The sequence below is a fragment of the Vreelandella indica genome (assembly GCF_037070225.1).
Taxonomy (GTDB): Bacteria; Pseudomonadota; Gammaproteobacteria; order Pseudomonadales; family Halomonadaceae; genus Vreelandella; species Vreelandella arctica.
The window spans coordinates 145561-166622 of the sequence record NZ_JBANSO010000005.1 but is presented as its reverse complement, the minus strand read 5'-3'; the positions used below and the strand labels follow the sequence as shown (position 1 = coordinate 166622).

Below are 21062 nucleotides of genomic sequence, written 5' to 3'. Positions count from 1 at the left end.
TCCTCGCGGTGCCGTTAATCAATATAACGGCACAAACAGTGGCCGAAAGCAGGCCTCAGGGCCAGTGTCCAAAGCAAGGAGAATCACACCATGTCAGTGATCAATACCAACATCACATCAATGATCGGCCAGCAAAACCTGAGCAAGTCCCAAAACGACTTAACCACAAGCATGGAAAGGCTGTCCTCTGGCCTGCGTATCAACAGTGCCAAGGATGATGCGGCCGGTCAGGCCATCGCCAACCGCATGTCTTCACAGATCACCGGTCTGTCGACTGCACAGCGTAACGCTAACGATGGTATCTCGGTTGCCCAGACGGCTGAAGGTGCCTTGAATCAAGTTAACGATAACTTACAGCGTGTGCGTGAGCTATCTGTACAGGCGCAAAATGGCACCAACTCTCAGAATGACTTGACCTCCATTCAAAATGAAATTGATCAGCGTCTTAATGAGATTAACCGTATTTCTGAGCAGACTGATTTCAACGGGACTAAAGTCCTACAACAAGATGGAGCTCTAAAAATTCAGGTAGGGGCCAACGACAACGAAACAATTAGTATTGATTTACAAAAAATCGATGCTACATCACTTGGCCTAAACAACTTCACCGTTAGCGGTGATAAAGCCGCCGATCTGCAAACATTGATGAGCGACTTCGGCGCTTCGGGTAATTCAGATTACACTGTAAATGTCGCTGATAATAATGGTGCAGCCCCGGCTACTGCTGTTAAAGTTGATCTTCTAAGTGGAAAAGTCACTGACGCCGCTGACGCCCAGCTATATGTAAGTCAAACAACTGGGGCAATTACCGATCAAGGTGCTAACGTAGCTGCAACTGATGCAGGCGTTACCGCCGATGTCGCAGATGCTTTCGGTGTTGCGCTTACTACTTCCGCTCAGGGCGATAGTGCTACAGTAGGTGGCGTTTCCTGGACCCGCGATACAGCTGCGACAGCAACCGACGGTAATGGTACTTACTCGGCGACCATCGAGGGTCAGGAGGTGACAGTGACCTTGTCAGGCGCCACTGGTGGTACAGGCGGTACCTTGACTGTAGACTCAGGCTCTCTGAACCTTGATGCCAGTACCCTTGTTACTGGTAGCACTTTCGGCGCCGGCACCAATTTCACTACCTATGGCACCAATGAAGATGCTCGTCAAACTGATCTGGAGAGCGCAGGCGCTACCTACGACGGTGCTTCTATAGAAGTTGACGGCAATGCCTATAGTGTTGATACCGGTGGCCAAGTCACTGCTGATGCGGCCTACAACCTTGATGGTGTTGCTGGAGATGACATTGCCGCAGGCGATGTCGTTTACATCAAAGATGCAGGGCAGGCTAGCCAAGGGCTCATCTCCCAGACCGATGCAGTAGAAGCATCGCGTAATCCGATGGACAAACTTGATTCAGCTCTAAGTATGGTGGACACTCTGCGCTCTGACCTTGGTGCCATTCAGAACCGTTTCGAGTCTGCCATCACTAACCTGCAGACCAACGAAACTAACCTGTCTTCTGCTCGTTCACGTATTGAAGATGCCGACTACGCAACTGAAGTAGCCAGCATGACGCGTGCACAGATTCTGCAGCAGGCGGGTACTTCTGTACTAGCCCAGGCCAACCAGATTCCGCAGAACGTTCTTTCTCTGCTGGGTTAATTGGTTAGCTCTAAAGCTAATTGATAGATATAACGGGGCCGAAAGGCCCCGTTTTTATAATGGGAGCATTTAAGTGAGCAAAACTGTTTATACTCTTAAAAAGCATGGAGATTCGGAAGAGTATCACCTTTTTCAAGCTGAATTAACTCAAGATCAGCCAGAAAGAAAGTGCATGCCCCAAAATAAATCTATCTGTCAAAAAATGAATAAAAAAGATAGCTCAGAAAATAAATTTGCTTGTCTAAATGAAGAGCAGGCTAGAAAAAAGTGTGCTGACATTGGTCGAGTGGTATGCGGGGTCTGTGTTAGCCATCTGTATGCATCCTATTAATCTTACGCCGTGTTCGAATGTAGTAGTAAATGCAGTAAGGTTGGGCTTCGGCTCCACCCACAACAACATGCTTCCGATTCGGGAGCATTTCTTTTATGAGACCGACCTATACCAAGCGGTAATGATGCGGTGTAGCAGCGTAAGGGGCTAGAAGCCGTTATTTGACGCAGCACACTACTAGAAGTGTGGCCTGAACTTATTTTACCTATTATGTGTTAGCCAGTTTCTATTGCGGCCTTTCAAGCACTCATCGTGGGCAAAATCATGAGGCCATACAGATGGCAATATACAGTTACTCAATAGGGTTAATTAACCCTTAGCCCTGTAAGCGGTGGTGGTAGCCTTAGTATTCAAGCCCATGACCCAGCGCTATTTAGGAGCACCGTGAAGCCGCACAACGCCACCATCCCTGCTCTGGAAGTTGTTACCGAACTTGTCCCTCAGCTTAACGTTGTTGAAAAACAGATTGAGCTGACGATCTGTACCGTGCTGGAAAGCAGCCCAACCGCTGTACCCATAGAACGCTACACTAAGTTACAAGCGGAGTTTCAGCTAGAACTTGCGATGATTCGTATGAATTTGGAACATTTGCTGAAACGCTACCATACCGAGCTGGAAGCAGCGATGAACGATCCGCGACATGATGTACTGCTCACCCTAAACCAACACGAAAGCGTGGCCGTTGATAGCGCTAGAGTGCTTTACCAGCGAGTACAGGCATTACAAACCCAAGGGTTATATGACCACTAATGAGCACCAGCGCGTTATAGACGAACTACAGGCGTTGATTGACGACACCCAGCAAACGCTCAGGCGTTTTGAAACCACCAGCATGGATGAGCAAATGCCGGGGGATTACGAAAAGCTGCTGGATATTTTGGATGGTGCCAATAAGCAGCAGCGGGAGCATACCCAGGGGTTACTATCTCGCTAGCTGCCACTTTTTGTTAGCTTGCAAAGCTTGTGCGGTTCAGCCAATATTTCCGTGTGTCGAGCAGTTACGTAAATTGCTCATAACCATGAGATAAGGATATGGACACCCCCACTCTCTTTCTAGTCGCTGCGATATGCGCACTCTGGATGTGCATTACCTGCGGTTGTATTGCTATCTATTTATTGTTGAGCAGGCAAGGATGGACGTTTGCCCCAAGTGGTGCCACTACCCCCAAGAGAGCTACCGCGACAACGCCAGAAGCGCCTATCTTATTCAATAACGAACATGCTTCCTGGGAAGTGACAGTGTTATTCAAGAGCCCTTCGCCTGCTTTGAATGAACGCTTGAGCCTGGCGCTTGCTTCTTTGGATGCGGTTTATGAGCCTAGCGCGAAGGCGTATAAGGTAGCGGGCGACTCCTCCCGTACACCGATTCAAATTGAGAATGTTAATTCTTCGGGGCAGCTGCCATCTTTAACCGAAAGCAGCAACGAACTTCCCCCTATTAAAGGTGTGAGCATTAAAATTACCAAAAGCAACCAGATGCTTGCTCCCAGCAAACTCCAGCTTGCCAAGCTAGTGTCACTATCAAAAAAGTTGGCACGCCTGGGCGGCACCGTGGTGGATGCGGCGCAACAGCCGATCACCAAGGCTGGTTTTCAAGCCGTCATTGCCGGAAATGCGAAGGTTTGATGTAGGGCAGCCTGCTTCATCTTGAGATTTATGTTTTGGCAATGTGGGGAGTAGATTGGGTAGTAGAATAATTTAATCTTCTATTAATGTTTAATAAGGCGCTGTTTTTATTTATTTTATTTTATTTTCTTCGCTCAATATTAGATACATCTTATCGAATTCCTGAAAGGCTCGACCGCTGAATACGCTATGCTCTTCATATTTTGGCCAGTTTTTACCGATATTACAGATAATCATTCTAGTGATCACAGCGACACGAGTGATCATACAAAAGACGACGATAACGACCAAGTTGACGCTTTTTCTCCGAACCGAGCCCATGCGTGAGCCCAAATCGTTACTGCTGGAGGAAGGGCGCTGCACTTGGACGCCCAACAGACCATCTCGGTGACGGCGTGCCCTATTCTTGCCCGTTAGCCTAGATCCGGCTCCAATGTGAGGCCCCGTCTCTCATCACTAACTTTGCTGGCAGGCAAATGAGAGAAAGCTCACAAGGCCACCGGCTGCCAAAGTTGCAGCGGATGCTCGCCCGCAGCGTAGGATGTCGCGATGTGGTCGCAATTTGGTCGCAGATCGTAGCGAATCCATGTGTTGTGTGTAACCAATGTAAAACCTCAAGCTGTTGATTTATCGACAAAAGCCCGTAGCAAGCGCGGCCTCGAATTGTCGAAAAGCGGATTCAAAATCCGCCGCCTTTACGGGTGTGCCAGTTCGAGTCTGGCTACCGGCACCACATTTAAAATCAGGCACTTAGGTGCCTTTTTTTGTGCCTGTGATTTGTGTTTTTCTTCCCCATAAATGACTGAATGTGTCCACAAAGTGTCAACGGAGAGTTCGGCGCTTACTTTCTCGCCATCACCAAACGCTCCGCTACAAGCTTTCGATAAAGACTCACCAGCTCCGCGCTCTTGGCATCCTCGTGCCAGCTAGCGGCGTAAACTGGAGCGCGTTCGGCGAGCTGTTGGCGCAGGGTGTTATCGCTTAGCAGGTGGTTAACCTTGGCGGCGAAGTCGTCATGGGTATCCTCGGCGATCAGGCAGCCTTCTCCCTCTTTTAATACATCCAGCGTGCCCATCATGGCGGTGGAAACCACCGGCGTGCCGATTGCCATCGCTTCCAGCAGGACCAGCCCCTGGGTTTCCGTGCGTGATGCAAACACGAATATGTCGGCGGCGCGGTAGGCGGCTTGCAGTGGGCCGTTGCGGTCGAGATAGCCGAGGAACAGTACGGCGTCTGCCACGCCCACTTCTTGGGCGCGTTTGACGAGTGTTTCGTGGGCCGGGCCTTCGCCGGTAATGATGAGCCGGGTGGTTGGATGTTCGGCTAATACCTGGGGCAGCATATCGATCAGGAAATCGATGTTCTTCTCAAAGGCGGCGCGGCCGACATAGAGCAGCAGCCGCGCTTCTTGCGGCAGGTCGTAGTGAGCACGAAAGTCGCTGGCATCCTGGGCTCCTTGGGGGTGGCAAAACGCTTCAAGCGCTAAACCTGTGGCTATGACCGTGATGGGCGTCGTCACGCCGTAGTGGGTGAGTGCCTGCTGCATTGCCCGTGAAGGAGCTACCAAGGCGTCGAGCTGCTGGCACTGGTGCACCGAAAGCCGGCGTGCAGCAAAGCGCAGCCATCGCCGCGGAAGCCAGCGAATATAATGGTGAATATACTCCTCAAAAAGCGTGTGATAGGTCGCCACCACCGGTAGCCTAAGCCGATGCCCCAGCGCTACACCAGCATAGTGGGCGGTAAAAGGCGTATGCACATGAATCAGATCAAAGGCCTCACCTGCCAGCGAAGGTGCTAGGGCGAGCAGATCACGGTAGCGCATCATGCGGTCTTCAGGGTCGCCGGGTACGCCGCGTGACGGGATACGCAGCACACCAGGCTCATCCACTTGGCCCACCGGGTAGTCGGGGCAGATCAGCGTGACCGAGTGGCCCAAACGCTCAAGTGCACCGCGAAAACTGGCGATGGAAGTGGACACGCCGTTGACGCGAGGAAAGTAAACATCCGAAATCATGAGCACTTTCATGCCTCCCAGCGGCATCGCAGTTGCGGATGCCATTGAGTGGAACAGCGTTAATGCTGATGCCAGTCGCGCTTCACGCTCTGCTTCGCGCTGCTGGGTTATGGCGTTGCCGTGGGCTAGCTGTGTGAGCGCCGCGATTTCTGATTCGTTAAGAGGATAGCGTCTGCGCTGTGACATGTTGTTTAGACTCTTATAGCAGCTTACGAACACGCTATCTTGAGTCCATGACTGGCGGATGACAGCCAGCGCCTTAGCACCTGCCTGTCCACCTTTCCGGAAGAGCGTTAACGCACAGTTGGCCGCTTCCTCGCTTTTTGTTGCTGGGCCGTTTTATAGTGCTGAAATAGCATTCGACGTACAGACGGTACCCCTCCATGGCCCTTTTTGAGCTACATAGCCGCAACTTAGCCCATGAGCAGGTGGCCCATACTCACGACTTCCATCAACTGATTCTGGCCACTTGTGGCGTGACAGAGCTTTCGATGGAAGGCCAGGGCGAGCGGGTTACCGCTCGCCGCGGGTGTTTGATTCCCTCGTCGCGCCATCACGAGTACCAGGGCGATGGCAGTAACCGCACCTTGGTGTTGGATATTCCCGTTGCGCAGTTGGCGTCGCTTGAAAAGGGCAGTGAGATTGAGCGCCTGTTTGATAAGCCACGCTTTTTCAGCGTACCTCCCGCGCTAAACCAACTGACCCACGCCCTGGCGAATCAGCTTGAGCAGTGCCCCGCACTGCAGAATGAAATCGCGATTCTGCTGTTACGGGCGCTGACCATGTACCTGCATGATGCCTCTCCTACAGCGGTTGGGCAGTTGGGCCAACACTGTATTAGCGAACGCCTGGATCTTGCTCGTTTGGATGCCTGGTTGGATCAGCATCTTGCCGATGAGATCCGTGTGGAGCAGTTAGCTGCTTTGTGTGCGTTGAGCCCCGGGCATTTTCACAGCTGCTTTCGCGAGCTGACCGGCGTAACGCCGCTGGCCTATGTGCAGCGCAGACGCTTAGAGCATGCCCGCACTTTGGTTCGCCATAGCACGCTCAGCTTGGGGCATATCGCCATGCTGGTCGGCTTTCGCGATCAAGGCAGTTTTTCCCGCGCCTATCGGCGTTATTTCGAGCTTTCCCCTTCTTCAGATCGCTAGTCCCACGTCTGACCGTTAGTGATAAGATTTTGCCTGCATGACTTGCGGGCAAAACTACCTCAGCTTCGGGCAAGTAATTTGCCTGCTAGCGCTTTAGTCTTTGAGTAATCCATTTATATCAGCACCCTTTATATCAGCACCCTTTATATCAGCAGACCGTTTTCAAGGAGCAACACCATGGGCGTTACCTATCAAGACAGCAATGCACGTATGAGCCAAGTGGCGATTCACAACGGCACCGTTTACCTCGCAGGCCAGGTTCCACCTGATGCCACAGCGGATATGCGCGGCCAAACCGAGCAGGTGCTGGCACGTATCGATCAACTGCTAGCCCAAGCGGGTACCTCGAAAGAGCAACTGATTTCAGCGCAAATCTGGGTCACCAGCATGGCGGAATTCGATCAAATGAACGCTGCCTGGGATGCCTGGGTCGTGCCCGGTCGCCCGCCGGTGCGTGCAGCGCTTGAAGCCCAGCTAGCCAAGCCTGAGTGGAAAGTTGAGATCATGGTGGTAGCCGCGCTGCCGGAGGCCTGATATGCGGGTTGTTACTGCCGAAGAGGTCACTCGCCACCTAACGTGGGATGGTTTGATCAAGCGGCTACACACAACGTTCGTGAACGGCGTAGAGTCTCCTCCTCGCCATCACCATGCGATGCACCGACCAGATGGCGAAGCCACCATGCTGCTCATGCCCGCCTGGGAAGCGGCGGGTTACATCGGCGTGAAAATGGTCAACGTGTTTCCGCAAAACGCCGACCACGGTATCCCGGCGATCTCCGGGCTTTATCTGCTCAGCGAAGGTAAGCACGGTCAGCCGTTGGCCTGTATCGATGGCAGCGAGTTAACCCGGCGCCGCACCGCGGCGGCCTCCGCGCTGGCCGCCCAGGCGTTGGCGAAGGATGACGCGGAAACGCTGCTAGTGGTGGGTACCGGTAAGTTGGCGCCCATGGTGATCGAGGCTCACGCCAGTGTGCGCCCCATCAAGCGCGTGCTGATCTGGGGGCGCAATCCCGGTAAAGCAGCCGCCATCGCCGATGAATACGCCGAACGCTTTGAGACCCACGTGGTGGAAGACTTGGCGGTTGCCGTGGCAGACGCGGATATCGTCAGTTGCGTGACGCTCTCTACCCAGCCGCTGATCAAGGGCGAGTGGCTAACGCCTGGCACTCACCTGGATTTGATCGGCGCGTTTCGGCCACAGATGCGCGAAACCGATGCGCTGTGCCTGCGCCGCTCAGAGGTATTTGTGGATACCTACGCCGGAGCCAAAGGCGAAGCGGGCGATATTCTGCAAGCCATTGAAGAGGGAGAATTTCAGTTCGACCAGATTCAGGCGGAGCTTGCAGAGGTGCTAGCAGGGACGAAATCGGGGCGCTCTGGGCCGGAGGCCATCACGCTCTTCAAATCGGTAGGCGCTTCGCTTGAAGATCTGGCCGCTGCCATTGAAGTGTGGGAGTCATTGCCTGAATCTACTGCATCATAGCTTCGCTAAGGAATGCGTCCCATGAAATGCTTTTACCATCCCGACCAAGCGTACCACGCGCCGCCGACCTTCCTGCTGCGCGGTCAGCCCGTGCCCTCGCCGGAGGGCCCGGTGCGCGCTGAATTGCTTACTCAAGGCTTGGCGAGTGCAGGACTTACCTTGACCGCGCCTAGCAAGGCCGATTCGCCTACGCTGCGTAAGCGCCTGGAACAGATACATACGCCGCGCTACCTAACGTTCCTGGACACTATTTACGCTCGCTGGCAGGCGTTGCCCAACGCGTCGGAGTTTGTGGCGCCCAATATTCACCCCTGCGGCGGTGGCTACCACTACCCGCGCCACCCCATTGGGCAAGCGGGCTGGCATTTGCACGATATGGCCTGCCCGCTGAGTGCGACGAGCTTTCAAGGCGCGCTGGCCTCGGCGGCAACGGCGGAAGCGGCCGCAGAAGAAGTGCTTAATGGCGCCCCTACAGCCTACGCGCTGTGTCGCCCGCCGGGTCACCATGCCGGGCCGGAACGCGCCGGCGGTTTTTGCCTGCTGAACAATTCTGCGCTGGTGGCCACCGTCTTGCGTGAGCGCTACGGCAAAGTTGCGATCATCGATGTGGATCTGCATCACGGCAACGGCACCCAGGATATTTTTTATTATCGTAGCGATGTGTGGACCGGCTCACTGCATGCTGATCCTAGCGACTTTTATCCGTTTTTCTGGGGTGGTGCAGAGGAAGAGGGCAGCGATGAAGGCGTTGGAACCAATGTCAATCTGCCCCTGCCGGTGGGCAGTGATGGCGACGTTTATCTCGATGCCCTGGCGATCCTGATTGATCACCTGCAACGTTATGAGCCGGGTGCCGTGGTGGTGGCGTTAGGGCTGGATGCCCATAAGGATGATCCGTTGGCGGGTCTCAAGGTGGAAACCGAGGCGTTCATTGAAGTAGGTAAACGCCTGGCGGCGCTTTCGCTGCCCATGGTGATTGTCCAAGAAGGCGGTTACCCCACTGAACACCTAAGCGCCAACCTGACCGCCTTTATGCAGGGTTTTACGGCATGAGCAAAACTGGTTTCTACTGGCACGAGCGCTGCTTTTGGCACGACCAGGGTGCAATTGGGGTGTTCTCCGCACCGGGCGAATTCCTACAGCCCCAGGCCGCTTCGGAAAGCCCAGAAAGCAAACGACGTCTGAAAAACATTCTCGAAGTCAGCGGGCTGATCGATGAGCTTCACGTGGTGAAGCCAGCCGCCGCTTCACTTACTGACCTGCTGCGTTTTCACACGCCGCGTTACCTGGATGAGCTGCAGGCGGGAGATAAAGCGCGGGGTGGCAATGGTGGCGACTGCGCCCCTTACATGCCCGGCAGTTGGGCAGCCGCCACGCAGTCCGCAGGGCTTGCCGTCGCCGCAGTCGAAGCCGTGGCGTTGGGCGAGGTGAGCAATGCTTATGCCCTGTGCCGCCCGCCGGGGCATCATGCTGAAGCCGATCAAGGCCGCGGGTTCTGCCTGCTGGGCAACATCCCGGTGGCGGTCATGCGCGCCCGGGCCTTGGGGCAGGCTAACCGCGTGGCGATACTTGATTGGGATGTTCACCACGGCAACGGTCAGCAGGCAGCGTTTTATAATGAGCCTGATGTGTTGACCGTTTCTATGCATCAAGCGGCCAACTACCCGCTGGAAACCGGTGGATTTGACGAGCAGGGCGAAGGCGCAGGCCTGGGTGCCAATCTCAACCTGCCGCTACCGCCCGGCTGCGGTCTGGGTGCCTACGTGTACGCCATGGAAAAACTGGTGCTCCCCGCGCTTGAGGCGTTCAAACCTGATTTGATCGTGGTGGCCTGCGGTTACGATGCCTGCGCCAAAGATCCCTTAGGCAAGATGTTGCTCAACAGCCAAGCGTTCTCCACCATGACCGCCCAGCTAAAAGCCCTGGCCGAGCGCTGCTGCGAGGGCAAGCTGGTGTTCGTCCATGAAGGCGGTTATTCAGAAGGCTATGTACCGCTCTGCGGCCACGCAGTGATCCAGACGCTGGCAGGTAGTCAGATTGCCGTGCCCGACCCACAGAACGATGAAATTGCCGCTTGGGGCTATCAGGCCCTGCAACCGCACCAGCAGACGCTGATTGATGACTGGTGCCAACAGTGGGAGCAACGCAAACAATGACACCGCTTTATGATCGCGATGGCTGGATTTGGCACGATGGCGAATGGCTGGAGTGGCGCGAGGCCAAGGTGCATGTCTTCACCCACACGCTGCACTACGGCATGGGCTGTTTTGAGGGCGTACGCGCTTACGCTGGCCCTTCGGGCACGCATCTATTTCGTGCTGCTGAACATACCCGTCGCTTGGCAGAAAGTGCTCATTCGCTGGATATGCCGCTGCCATTTAGTGAAGCGGAGTTGATCAATGCCCAGCGCGAGTGCCTGACCAAAAACGGCCTGAGCAATGCCTACCTGAAGCCTACCGTGTTTTTTGGTGCGGAAGGCTTGGGGCTGCGCGCTCAGGGGCTAACGACCCATGTGATGGTCGCCGCCTGGGATCTAGGCCCCTACATTTCGCCCCAGGCCGCTACCCACGGTTTGCGAGCGCTGACCTCTTCCTGGGCGCGCCACCACGTCAATATCAGCCTCTGCCGGGCGAAAACCAATGGCCACTACGTCAACTCGATACTGGCACTGAATACAGCGATCAAGGCCGGGTTCGATGAAACCATCATGCTCGACCCGGAGGGCTATGTGGCTGAAGCCTCGGCGGCTAACATCTTCTTACTGCGCGATGGCGTGCTGCACACCCCAGAAGTGACCTCGTGCCTGCAAGGCATCACCCGGGACAGCGTGATTCAGCTAGCGCAAAAGGTGCTGGGTATTGAAGTGCGCGAGCGGCGGATCACTCGTGATGAGCTCTACACCGCCGATGAGGCGTTCTTAACCGGCACCGCCGCCGAAATATTGCCGCTTCGCGAGCTGGATGGCCGCCGCATTGGCGGTCGCGCGGGCGCACCACCCGTCAACGAACCCATCAGCCCAGATAGCGTGACGGCTCAACTGCAGGGTCTATATCGCCAGGCGGTGCGCGGCGAGTTGGACGATTTCAGGCATTGGTTAACGCAGGCTTAAGCCTTAATCGCCTGTTCTAGCGCCGCCAACCTTCCCGGCTCCAGCGCTGCTTGTACCGCCGTAATACGGATCACATTGGCAAGCTCTGGGTGCGTTAGGCGCGTGACTAATACGCCTTCGTCGAGCAGCTGCTTATGTACCTCGGCGGCGAGTTCGGCGCTGGGTAGGCGAATGCCGATAAAGTTTGTGGCGCTGGGAAGCACGTCGGCACCCAGTGTGCGAAAGTGCTCAGCCAACTGCTCACGGCGGGCTTTTACATCGGTAACATGTTGGTTCACCTCGTCAGGGTGGTCGAGCACTACTTCGGCGGCGGCCAGGGTCAATGACGATACCGCGTAGTGAATGCGCACCTTCATCATCATCGCCAGCACTTCAGGGTCGGCGATGGCGTAGCCAATGCGCAGACCCGCCAGGCCGTGAGCCTTGGAGAGCGTGCGCAGGCGAATCACTCCCGGTATGGCTTTGGCAGCAAACTCGCTACCCGCGTCATCGCGAAAATCCCCATAGGCTTCGTCTAACAATAGCCAGCAGGTGTCGGGCAGCGCCTCGCGCAGCTTAAGGATGGCGCTGTCGCTATGTAAGTGGCCGCTGGGGTTATCCGGGTTGGCCAGGTACACCAGCCGCGCATTTTCCTGATGCGCCGCTGCGATCAGCGCTTCCAGATCGGGAGCCAGCACGCCGGGTGCCTCAAAATAGCTGGGCTCAATCAGGCGGCAGCCCTGGCCTTTGGCGAAATAGCCCAAGGTGGGGTAGGTGCCGGCGGTGCTCACCACGGTGTCGCCCGGTTCGCAGGTGGTTCGCAGGGCCAGGGCGATTAAACTATCGGCACCGGCGTCTACCAGCATCGTTTCCAGCGCAATCCCCTGCTGCGCGCTCAAGCGTTGGCGCACCCCCAGCGCTTCGGAATCGCCGTAGCAGTAAACGTGTTCGGCCAGGGCATCGCCAAAGTGGTCGCGCAGGGCGTGGTGGGGCATGTCCAGGCCTTCGTTAGAGCCCAGCCGATGGGGTATTTCCCGGCCAAGTCGACGCTCCAGCACCTTGATGCCCGGAAACGGATTAACGGGGCCTTCACTCAGTAAGTGGTTGGGATAAGGGGGCGTGCTTTGAGAAGGCATAACGATTCCTAAAAACGATTTTCAAATCAGTAGTAACGATCAACGTAGCGCGTTTATTTAAAGCACTTTTATTTAAAACACACTTATTTAAAGTACTTTACCGGGATTTAACAGATTAAGCGGATCGAGCGCCTGCTTGAGCGACTGCATCAGCGCGATCTCGGCGCTGGAGCGACAGGTGCTCAGCCAGGGGCGTTTCTCCAGGCCAATGCCGTGCTCGGCAGAGACTGAACCACCCAGTGCTGCCAGTGGTTGATAGACCATCGCTTCCACTTCACGGCGCACCGACATCTCAGCACTTCCGACGCTAACGGAAATATGCAGATTGCCATCGCCCAGATGGCCAAACACTACCAGGCGCGCCTCGGGCCAGCGCTGGGTTAGCTGCGCTTCCAAGGCATCGGTGTAGCGCTGCATATCGGCAATCGGCAGGCTGACATCGAAAGTAAGCACTGGTGCGAGCCCCTTGATCAGCCCCTCAATATCTTCACGAATGGCCCATAGCCCATCGCGTTGGGTAGTCGACTGCGCAATCACCGCATCGACAATCAGCTCGTTCTCTAATGCACTTTCTAATGCTTCGCTGAACTGAGTGGCATTGCGCTCGGCATCGCTGCCCAGAGAGTCAATGATCACATAAAATGGGTGCTCGGTGGCAATCGGTGGGGTGTGGCGGCCCAGGATTTCGGTGAGTAGCCGGTAGTGGTTTTGCCACATCACCTCAAAAGCACCCAGGCTGCCGCCGAGCGCTTTGCCCATATGGCTGAGTAGCCCGGTGAGTGCCTCAAACGAAGGGCAGGCTACCATCGCCGTTTGCTCACTGGGTGTCGGCGGCTGCAGGCGCAGTACCGCGCGGGTCACAATGCCCAGGGTGCCTTCGCTGCCGATAAACAGCTGTTTTAAATCGAAACCGGCGTTGTTTTTCAGCATGCGGTTCAGGGAACTGACCACCCGGCCATCCGCCATCACGGCCTCCAGGCCAAGTATCTGCTGGCGCATCATGCCGTAGCGAATTACCCGCACGCCACCGGCGTTGGTGGCGATATTGCCACCAATGGTGCAACTACCCCGGGCACCCAGGTCCAGAGGGAACTGCAGGCCAACCTCTTTAGCCGCCTCTTGAACCCGCTGCAGCGGTGCCCCGGCCTGCACGGTGAGGGTGCCGCCTACTTGGTCGATCTCTTCGATTGCGGTCATGCGTTCCAGGGAAATCACCAGCTCATCCGGGCTCGCTTCTGCACCATGAACCAGACCGGTGAGGCCGCCGTGCGTCACTACCGGCTGCTGCACCTCATGGCAGGCACGCATCACGGCAGCGACTTGTTCGGTATCCGCCGGGCGAACAATCGCACCGGCCTGGCAGGGCGCGCCGGTCATCCAGTCCACGCGGCGGCTATGCACATCGTCGCCGGTCAATACGTGGGCCGGGCCTACAATGGCGCGCAGCGCTTCCAGGGTTATTTGCATGTGTTTTCCTTAGCCTATCTTGTCCGTTCGGTAAATCATGCTGTCGCCGCCACCGGCGCTTCGCGGCCGGGAATCGCCTTGAGCAGATCCTGGGTATACGCCTCTTTTGGGGCGAGGAAGATCTGCTCGGCGCTGCCTTGTTCGACAATGCGGCCGTGCTGCATCACCACAATGCGGTCGCAAATATGCGCGGCGACGCGCAGGTCGTGGGTAATGAATAGCAGCGAGAGTGAAAGGCGCTGCTTTAACTCCTCCAGTAGCTCCAGTACCTGGGCCTGAATCGACACATCTAACGCCGAGACGGCTTCGTCTGCGACGATCAGTTCGGGGTTAAGCGCTAACGCCCTGGCAATGCCGATCCGCTGGCGCTGGCCGCCGGAAAACTCGTGGGGAAAGCGCTCCACGGCGCTGGCGCCCAAACCGACCATATCGAGCAGCTCGCCTGCCTGCTTGAGCGCCGCGGCTTTGGGCGTGCCGTTGGCAATTGGCCCCTGGGCGATCGCCATACCCACTTTGGTGCGTGGGTTGAGCGAGGCGTAAGGGTCTTGGAAGATCATCTGCACCCGGTGGCGTTCCCGGCGCAGCGCATCGCCTTTGAGTTGGGAAAGGTTCACCCCATCGAGCAGCAGTTCACCGCTGTCGGGGTGCTCCAAACGCACCACACAGCGCCCAAGGGTGGATTTGCCCGAACCAGACTCACCGACAATCCCCACCGTTTCACCCCGGGCCAGCGTGAGCGAAACATCGTTAAGCGCATGCACTTCGCGGGAAGGTTTAAACCAGCCGCCCCGGGAGCGAAAGACTTTATTGAGCTGCTTGATCTCCAGCAGTGGGGCAACTTGGCTGGTTTCACGGTGGGGCGGCACCGCATTGCTGGGAATCGCTGCAATCAGCGCTTGAGTGTAGGCGTCTTGTGGTTTCTCAAGTACCGACTTGGCGTCACCCAGCTCGACGATCTTGCCGTGGCGCATAACGCAGACGCGATTGGCGATTTCGGCCACCACGCCAAAGTCGTGGGTGATAAACATCACCGACATGCCGCGCCGCTGCTGAAGGTCGCGAATCAGCTCCAGAATCTGCGCCTGGGTGGTGACATCCAACGCGGTAGTGGGCTCATCGGCAATCAGTAGAATGGGCTCCAGCGCCAGGGCCATGGCGATCATGACCCGCTGGCGCTGACCGCCGGAAAGCTCGAAGGGGTAGGCACGAATGGCCTTTTCAGGCTGGGGAATGCCCACTTCGATCAACAGCTCCAGCGCGCGGGCCTGGCGCTCTTTGGGAGTGAACTGACCGTGAGCTTCGAACACCTCGGCAATTTGCGCGCCTACCCGCATCAGGGGGTTAAGGGCGGTCATTGGCTCCTGGAAGATCATGCCAATTTTTAGCCCGCGCAGGGCGCGGTGCTGCTTTTCCGTCAGGGCGAGCAGGTCCTGCCCCTCGAACAGTATCTCGCCATGGGTGGCGTTCACGCCCTTGGGCAGCAGCCCCATCACGGCGTTGGCGGCCATTGATTTACCGGAACCGGACTCGCCCACCACGCACATGATTTCGCCGCGCTTCACCTCGTAGCTCACGTCCTCCACCGCCAGGGCGCGATCCGCCCCTTTGGGGAGCGCAATGTTCAGATCGCGAATGCTGAGGACGGTGTCAGCCGATGGATTCTCTGTAATAGGCATATAAAGTCCTTAGCGCTCGCGTGATAGTTTGGGGTTCAGTGCGTCGTCTAACCCTTCACCCACCAGGTTTAACGCCAGTACGGTGAGCAAAATCGCCACGCCAGGGAAAAAGCTCAGCCACCACGCCTGACGAATCACCGTGCGCGCCGCGCCGATCATATAGCCCCAGGACATCACGTTAGGATCGCCCAAACCCAGAAACGACAGCGCCGACTCCAGCAAAATCGCGGTGGCCACCATGAGCGATGCCAGCACGATAATCGGCGAGAGGGTATTGGGTAGGATCTGACGCAGAATAATCGTGGTGTTGGACTGGCCGACCAGGCGCGCCGCTTCCACGTATTCCCGGTTGCGCAGCGACATAAACTCGGCGCGCACTAAACGCGCTACCGGTGGCCAACTGACAATTGCAATCGCCAGCACAATCGAGGTGATGCTCGGCTGCATAATGGCCACCAGCACGATCGCCAGGGCGAAGTTGGGAATGGTCTGGAAGAACTCGGTAAAGCGCATCAGGATGTCGTCCACCAAGCCGCCGTAGTAACCGGCAATGGCGCCCAGCGGCACGCCGATCAAGAGCGCCACGCAGGTGGAGACCAAGCCAATCAGCAGCGATACCCAGGCGCCATGCATCAGGCCTGAGGCCACGTTGCGGCCCATGGTGTCGGTGCCCAGGGGAAAGCCATCTTGCGAGAGCGGCGGCAAAAAGGGCCGTTGCACCATGCGCCAGGGAGATTCAGGAAACAGCAGCGGCGCCAGTATCGCCATGGCGATAATCAGCAGCAGGATGATCAGCCCGACAAGGGCGCCACGGTTTTGCGCGAAGCGTGCGAAAAAGCTCATGCGGCCCCCTTCTTGATGCGTGGATCAGCGAGGCTGTACACCAAATCGGTGATGATATTGAAGACGATAACCAAGGCTGCCGAGAAGAAGAAAATGCCCAGCAGCAGGTTGTAGTCGCGCTGCTGCAGCGCTTCGAACATCAACCGACCAATGCCGGGCCAGGCAAACACGGTTTCAGTAAGGATCGCCCCGCCGACCATTTGCCCCGCCTGTAAGCCCGCTAAGGTGATGATCGGCAGCAGGGCGTTACGCAACACATGGCGACGCTGAATAATGCCTGGCTTCAAGCCCTTGGCGCGTGCGGTTTTGACGTAATCCTGCTGCGCGGCATCGAGCATCGATGTGCGTGTCATGCGGGTGTAAATCGCCATGAAAAATAGAGCCAGGGTGGTCGCCGGGAGCACTAAGTGCTGGGCGACATCGAGCACCAACGCCAACCCCGTATGGCCTGCCCCCACGGTGTACAGCCCGTAAGCGGGCAGCCAGCCCAGGTAGACGGAAAACACCACCACCGACATCAGCGCGACCCAGAACAGCGGCGTGGCGTAGAACACAAGCGCTAATGCCATGATCAGCGAGCCGGAAGGCTTTTTGACCCGCGCGGCCGCCATGGAGCCTGCCACAATGCCCAGTACCAGTGAGAGCACGAAAGCGGTGCCGGTGAGCAGCAGGGTGGCGGGCAAGCGATCCATAATCAGATCAAAGACAGGAACGCCCAATCGATAGGAGTAGCCAAAATCGAGTACGGCGATACCTGATATATAGCGCCACAGCTGCACGTACATCGGCTGATCGAGCCCAAAGCGCTCGCGCAACTGGTTGAGAAACTCCTGATCCGCGGCACCCGCTTCACCGGCCAGAATGGCAGCCGGGTCACCGGGGGCCAGCTGAATCAGCAGAAAGTTAAAAATAACGATTAAAAACAGCACAATGACGGCTTTTAACAGCCGCATTAAGATGAGGCGCGCGTAAACCATAAGTCGTTTCCTGGCTAATACCTTCAAGACATGGCTGGAAAACCCAGGTAGCTCGCGCTACCTGGGTGGCTTGGGTTTAGCGGTCTAGCCAAGCATCTTTAAAGCCGTCGTTAACACCCACGCCGGAGGTGACTAGGTTTTGAACATCACAGCGGTACAGGGTCGGGAAGCCCAGCTCCATCAACCAGCCAACCGGCACGTCTTCGTGCAGGATTTCCTGTACTTCGCGGTAAAGTTTTTCGCGCTCTTCGTCAGGATAAGCCGTGGCGGCCTCGTTGAAGAGCTCGTCCACACGCTCGTTTTCATAGCCTTCCACGTTATTCCAGGGCGAGCCCTTGGCAATATTGTCGGAAAGGTAGGTGCGTGAAATACCCAGCGCCGGATCGCCGTACTGGTAGAGATAGGTAAAGGCCAGATCGTAATCCCAATCGCCCAGGCGCTGGTTCCAGCCCCCTACGTCGGTGGCTTGGGTTTCAACGTTAATACCCACTTCGCGCAGGTTCTGCTGCACGGCTTCGGCCCAGCGGGTCCAGGTTTCGCCGTAGGGCAGGGGCAGGATGGTGATCTCTTCGCCGTCGTAGCCCATTTCATCCAGCAACTCGCGGGCGCGGTCTGGGTTGTAGTCGTAGGGTTCCAGGTCATCGTTCTGGAAGCGCGCATTGGAACCAAAGGCGGAGAGCGGGACATTGCCCAGGCCGTTCCACAGCACATTTTTGGCGAACTCGCGATCCATGGCGTACATCACCGCCTGGCGGAAGCGTTTATCCGCGGTGGGGCCTTCGCGATTGTTCATCCACAGCATGGCAAAGGGGCTGAAGTATTCGTGGCCCTCTTCGGTCATGCACACGTTATCCATTTCGGCCAGGCGAGGAATATCGAAGTTCTCGACGGTGCCGCTGGGCAGTACATCAATGGTCTCGTTCTCGAACGCCACTGCACGGGAAGCGCCATCAGGAATAACGTGCCAGTTCACGCCATCTAGATAGGGGAGGCCGTCTTCGTAATACTCTTCGTTCTTGACCAGCTCGATAACGGTGCCGCGTTCCCAGTTGTCGAATTTGAACGGGCCGGTGCCAATGGGGTGGTCGTTATGTTCGTTATTGCGGAAATCGGTACCCGCGTAAAGGTGTTCGGGCACCATGGTAAAGGTGCCTGCTTCAAACGAGAGCAGGAAAGGGCCAAAAGGCTGGGTCAGGGTAAACACCACGGTGTGATCGTCAGTAGCTTCGATGCTTTCCACGTGCTGTAGCACGGCGCGGGCGCTGGGGTTCAACTCGCGGTGGAAGACATCGGCGGAGAACACCACGTCATCGGCGGTAAAGGCTTCACCATCGTGCCAGGTAACGCCTTCACGCAGGTGAAAGGTGTAGGTGCGGCCATCGTCACTGACCTCCCACGACTCCGCCAGTTGCGGCATGGGTTCAAGGTCGGTGGAGTAGCGCAACAGGCCTTCGTAGATGTTGCCCGAGACGGTGCGTGTAGGGGCGTTCTGAACCATGCCTAGCACTAGGCCGGGCGGCTCCGGCTGGATAATGGTGTTAACCACACCGCCCTCTTTGGGGTCATCGGCCAGGGCGGCGGAGGTGAAAGCAAGTGCTGCAGCGGAAATAGCCAAAGCTAAAGGTTTTTTCATGTTTCCTGCTCCTCGGTTATTAGCACGTAATGGGTTTACGTAGTCGTTAGGCGAGCGAGGCGTGGCGTGTTAGGCCCAGTTGTGTGGGTTGTTGGGGGCCTTTTTGAACCTTGCACTTTGAACTTAGCAGCATGTGGCAAAACTGTCGACAGTCGGCAATCGTTCGTCGACAAGTGGTTATTTTTCGTCATACTTAAGGAAACGCGCCACACCCCACGAGTAAATTTTATGGCCTTATCAACGGCGGCTCCCAGGCCCTTTATCCAGCAGCAGAACCTTGTCGAGCAGGTGGCTGACTATTTGACCCAAGCGATTATTCAGCAACACTTTTTACCCGGCGAACGGCTTTCGGAAGTACAGCTTTCCCGTGACTTGGGCGTTAGCCGCGCACCGGTTCGTGAGGCCGCGCGCTTGCTGGAAAGCCGTGGCTTATTGATCTCCAAACCTCGCCGCGGCTTCTTTGTCCGCGCGTTGAATGCCGTTGAACTCGAAGATGTCTTTGATTTGCGACTGTGCCTGGAACGTCACGCTATTCAGCGTCTGGTCGAGAGCTATAACCCAGAAGCCCAACGTGCTTTAAAACAGCAGGTAGACGTACTTTGTGAGGCGGCAGCGGGGGACGATGGCACCCGCCGTATTGAGGAAGATTTGCAGTTTCATCGCCTACTGTTGCACTACGCAGGCAATGAGCGGCTGCTACGTGCCTTCGACGACCTCACTCATGAACTGCGCCTCTGCATCACGCTAATTACCAAAACCCATGAAGCCCCCGACACGATCGCTACCAGCCACTATAAGCTGCTCGACGCGCTGGATAGTGGCAGCCCAGCCGCCTGCCGTGAGGCGATTGATTACCACATAGGCGTTGCTCGCAAATTTGTGGTGAAGGGTGTGGGCGAAACCGGAGATAGTTCTGATGAAGATAGTTCTGATGAATAGAGTGCCGATGAAGACGTTCTTTCACGATGATCAATTGCTTCATCAGCCGCAAACCTACTTCTCCCGCGGCAAGATGCGCACGCCCCAGGAAGTGCCGGAGCGCGCCACGCACCTGCTGGCAGCGGCCAATCAGCTAGGGTTTGATATTCAAGCACCTGCGGATCATGGCGTAGCGCCGCTAAGAGCGGTTCATTCGCTGCCCTATCTGCGCTTTCTCGAAAGTGCCCACCGGCGCTGGCATGCCCTTGGGGAGGACTGGGGTGAAGAGGTGATCTCCAATATCTTCGTGCGTTCACCCAACGCCCTGCGCGGCATCTTGGCAGAAGCTGGGCGTTATCTGGCCGACGGTAGCGCCCCGGTGGGCCAGTACACTTGGCAGTCTGCTTATTGGTCCGCGCAAAGTGCGGTCGCCGGGGCTGAGGCTTTATTAGCCGGTGAGCATTTTGCTTATGCGCTATCACGCCCGCCGGGACATCACGCGGGCATCGATTCCGCCGGTGGCTTCTGCTTTCTCAATAATGCCGCCATTGCCGCGCAGCACCTCACCTCGCGCTACCCCCGCATCGTCGTATTAGACCCCGATATGCATCACGGCCAGGGCATTCAGGAGATTTTCTACCAGCGCGATGATGTGATGTATATCTCGATCCACGGCGATACCACCAACTTCTATCCCGCAGTAACCGGCTTTGAAGATGAGCGCGGGCAAGGCGCAGGGCTGGGCTATAACCTCAACCTGCCAATGCCCCATGGCTCAGATGAAGCGGTATTCTTTGACCGCCTGGAGCAAGCCTGCCAAGCCATTCGCCTATTCGAGCCTGACGCCATCGTGCTGGCGCTGGGGTTCGATATCTACGAACTTGACCCCCAAGCCAAGGTTGCCGTCTCCACCGCCGGGTTTGCTGAGCTTGGCCGCAGGGTAGCGGGCCTGAACGTACCCACGCTGGTGGTGCAGGAGGGCGGCTACTACCTGGAAGGGTTGGAAGCAAATGCAGTGAGTTTTTTTGAGGGGTTGGTGGGTAAGGCGTAATCAGTAAGACAA

The 21062-nt window shown here is 56.6% G+C and carries 20 protein-coding genes; 13 read left to right on the top strand and 7 right to left on the bottom strand.

The genetic code is table 11. The features are described 5' to 3' along the window. Positions 1-90 precede the first annotated feature (90 nt). The 5 genes from V8L71_RS05245 to V8L71_RS05225 all read left to right on the top strand — a co-directional run bounded on the left by V8L71_RS05245 (position 91) and on the right by V8L71_RS05225 (position 3613). Positions 91-1656 carry a flagellin N-terminal helical domain-containing protein gene (locus tag V8L71_RS05245; protein ID WP_336273410.1) on the top strand — a complete coding sequence of 522 codons (1566 nt, stop codon included), beginning with the start codon at positions 91-93 and terminating at the stop codon, positions 1654-1656. A 73-nt stretch (positions 1657-1729) separates the two neighbouring features. Then, on the top strand, positions 1730-1987 hold the full coding sequence (locus V8L71_RS05240; RefSeq protein ID WP_336273409.1) for a hypothetical protein: 258 nt from the start codon (positions 1730-1732) through the stop codon (positions 1985-1987). Positions 1988-2371: 384 nt separating this feature from the next. After that, entirely contained in the window at positions 2372-2737 is a 366-nt protein-coding gene (locus tag V8L71_RS05235) for a hypothetical protein (RefSeq protein ID WP_336273408.1), read from the top strand. After that, on the top strand, positions 2727-2921 hold the full coding sequence (locus tag V8L71_RS05230) for a hypothetical protein (RefSeq protein ID WP_336273407.1): 195 nt from the start codon (positions 2727-2729) through the stop codon (positions 2919-2921). Before V8L71_RS05235 ends, V8L71_RS05230 begins: the two co-directional genes overlap by 11 nt. Before the next feature lie 332 nt (positions 2922-3253). Beyond that, positions 3254-3613: a hypothetical protein gene (locus V8L71_RS05225; RefSeq protein ID WP_336273406.1), complete on the top strand. Its 360-nt coding sequence runs from the start codon at positions 3254-3256 to the stop codon at positions 3611-3613. Between the two features lie 841 nt (positions 3614-4454). Here the strand turns inward: V8L71_RS05225 and V8L71_RS05220 are convergent. Further along, entirely contained in the window at positions 4455-5813 is a 1359-nt protein-coding gene (locus V8L71_RS05220) for a glycosyltransferase (protein WP_336273405.1), read from the bottom strand. 197 nt (positions 5814-6010) lie between these two features. Between V8L71_RS05220 and V8L71_RS05215 the strand changes: the two genes are divergently transcribed. From V8L71_RS05215 to V8L71_RS05190, 6 genes are all read left to right on the top strand, one after another. Then, complete coding sequence (locus V8L71_RS05215) at positions 6011-6778, top strand: helix-turn-helix transcriptional regulator (RefSeq protein WP_336273404.1); 768 nt, start codon at positions 6011-6013, stop codon at positions 6776-6778. A gap of 177 nt (positions 6779-6955) precedes the next feature. Beyond that, positions 6956-7312, top strand: a complete 357-nt coding sequence (locus tag V8L71_RS05210; RefSeq protein ID WP_336273403.1) for a RidA family protein — start codon at positions 6956-6958, stop codon at positions 7310-7312. 1 nt (position 7313) lies between these two features. Next, positions 7314-8261, top strand: a complete 948-nt coding sequence (gene lhpI, locus V8L71_RS05205; protein ID WP_336273402.1) for a bifunctional Delta(1)-pyrroline-2-carboxylate/Delta(1)-piperideine-2-carboxylate reductase — start codon at positions 7314-7316, stop codon at positions 8259-8261. A 21-nt stretch (positions 8262-8282) separates the two neighbouring features. Continuing rightward, positions 8283-9314: a histone deacetylase family protein gene (locus tag V8L71_RS05200; RefSeq protein WP_336273401.1), complete on the top strand. Its 1032-nt coding sequence runs from the start codon at positions 8283-8285 to the stop codon at positions 9312-9314. Continuing rightward, positions 9311-10417, top strand: coding sequence for a class II histone deacetylase (locus V8L71_RS05195; RefSeq protein ID WP_336273400.1), 1107 nt, complete (start codon positions 9311-9313; stop codon positions 10415-10417). The genes V8L71_RS05200 and V8L71_RS05195 overlap by 4 nt, the downstream gene beginning before the upstream one ends. Further along, positions 10414-11370 (top strand): branched-chain amino acid transaminase, encoded by a 957-nt coding sequence (locus tag V8L71_RS05190; protein ID WP_336273399.1) that lies wholly within the window; start codon positions 10414-10416, stop codon positions 11368-11370. Before V8L71_RS05195 ends, V8L71_RS05190 begins: the two co-directional genes overlap by 4 nt. On the opposite strand, the gene V8L71_RS05185 is transcribed toward V8L71_RS05190, so the two are convergent. The 6 genes from V8L71_RS05185 to V8L71_RS05160 all read right to left on the bottom strand — a co-directional run bounded on the left by V8L71_RS05185 (position 11367) and on the right by V8L71_RS05160 (position 19081). After that, positions 11367-12485, bottom strand: a complete 1119-nt coding sequence (locus tag V8L71_RS05185; RefSeq protein ID WP_336273398.1) for a pyridoxal phosphate-dependent aminotransferase — start codon at positions 12483-12485, stop codon at positions 11367-11369. The genes V8L71_RS05190 and V8L71_RS05185 overlap by 4 nt on opposite strands. A gap of 87 nt (positions 12486-12572) precedes the next feature. After that, positions 12573-13952 (bottom strand): FAD-binding oxidoreductase, encoded by a 1380-nt coding sequence (locus V8L71_RS05180; RefSeq protein ID WP_336273397.1) that lies wholly within the window; start codon positions 13950-13952, stop codon positions 12573-12575. Positions 13953-13987: 35 nt separating this feature from the next. Beyond that, a complete protein-coding gene (locus V8L71_RS05175; RefSeq protein ID WP_336273396.1) occupies positions 13988-15628 on the bottom strand; it encodes an ABC transporter ATP-binding protein in 1641 nt (546 codons plus the stop codon). A gap of 9 nt (positions 15629-15637) precedes the next feature. Further along, positions 15638-16471 carry an ABC transporter permease gene (locus V8L71_RS05170; protein ID WP_336273395.1) on the bottom strand — a complete coding sequence of 278 codons (834 nt, stop codon included), beginning with the start codon at positions 16469-16471 and terminating at the stop codon, positions 15638-15640. Further along, the gene (locus tag V8L71_RS05165) at positions 16468-17448 is read right to left on the bottom strand and encodes an ABC transporter permease (RefSeq protein WP_336273394.1); all 981 of its coding nucleotides are present in this window, start codon (positions 17446-17448) and stop codon (positions 16468-16470) included. Before V8L71_RS05165 ends, V8L71_RS05170 begins: the two co-directional genes overlap by 4 nt. A gap of 76 nt (positions 17449-17524) precedes the next feature. Beyond that, on the bottom strand, positions 17525-19081 hold the full coding sequence (locus V8L71_RS05160; protein WP_336273393.1) for an ABC transporter substrate-binding protein: 1557 nt from the start codon (positions 19079-19081) through the stop codon (positions 17525-17527). A 228-nt stretch (positions 19082-19309) separates the two neighbouring features. Here V8L71_RS05160 and V8L71_RS05155 point away from each other — a divergent pair, with 228 nt between their 5' ends. Further along, positions 19310-20020 carry a GntR family transcriptional regulator gene (locus V8L71_RS05155; RefSeq protein WP_336273392.1) on the top strand — a complete coding sequence of 237 codons (711 nt, stop codon included), beginning with the start codon at positions 19310-19312 and terminating at the stop codon, positions 20018-20020. A 7-nt stretch (positions 20021-20027) separates the two neighbouring features. Beyond that, entirely contained in the window at positions 20028-21050 is a 1023-nt protein-coding gene (locus V8L71_RS05150) for a histone deacetylase family protein (RefSeq protein WP_336273391.1), read from the top strand. The last annotated feature ends 12 nt before the right edge of the window (positions 21051-21062 follow it).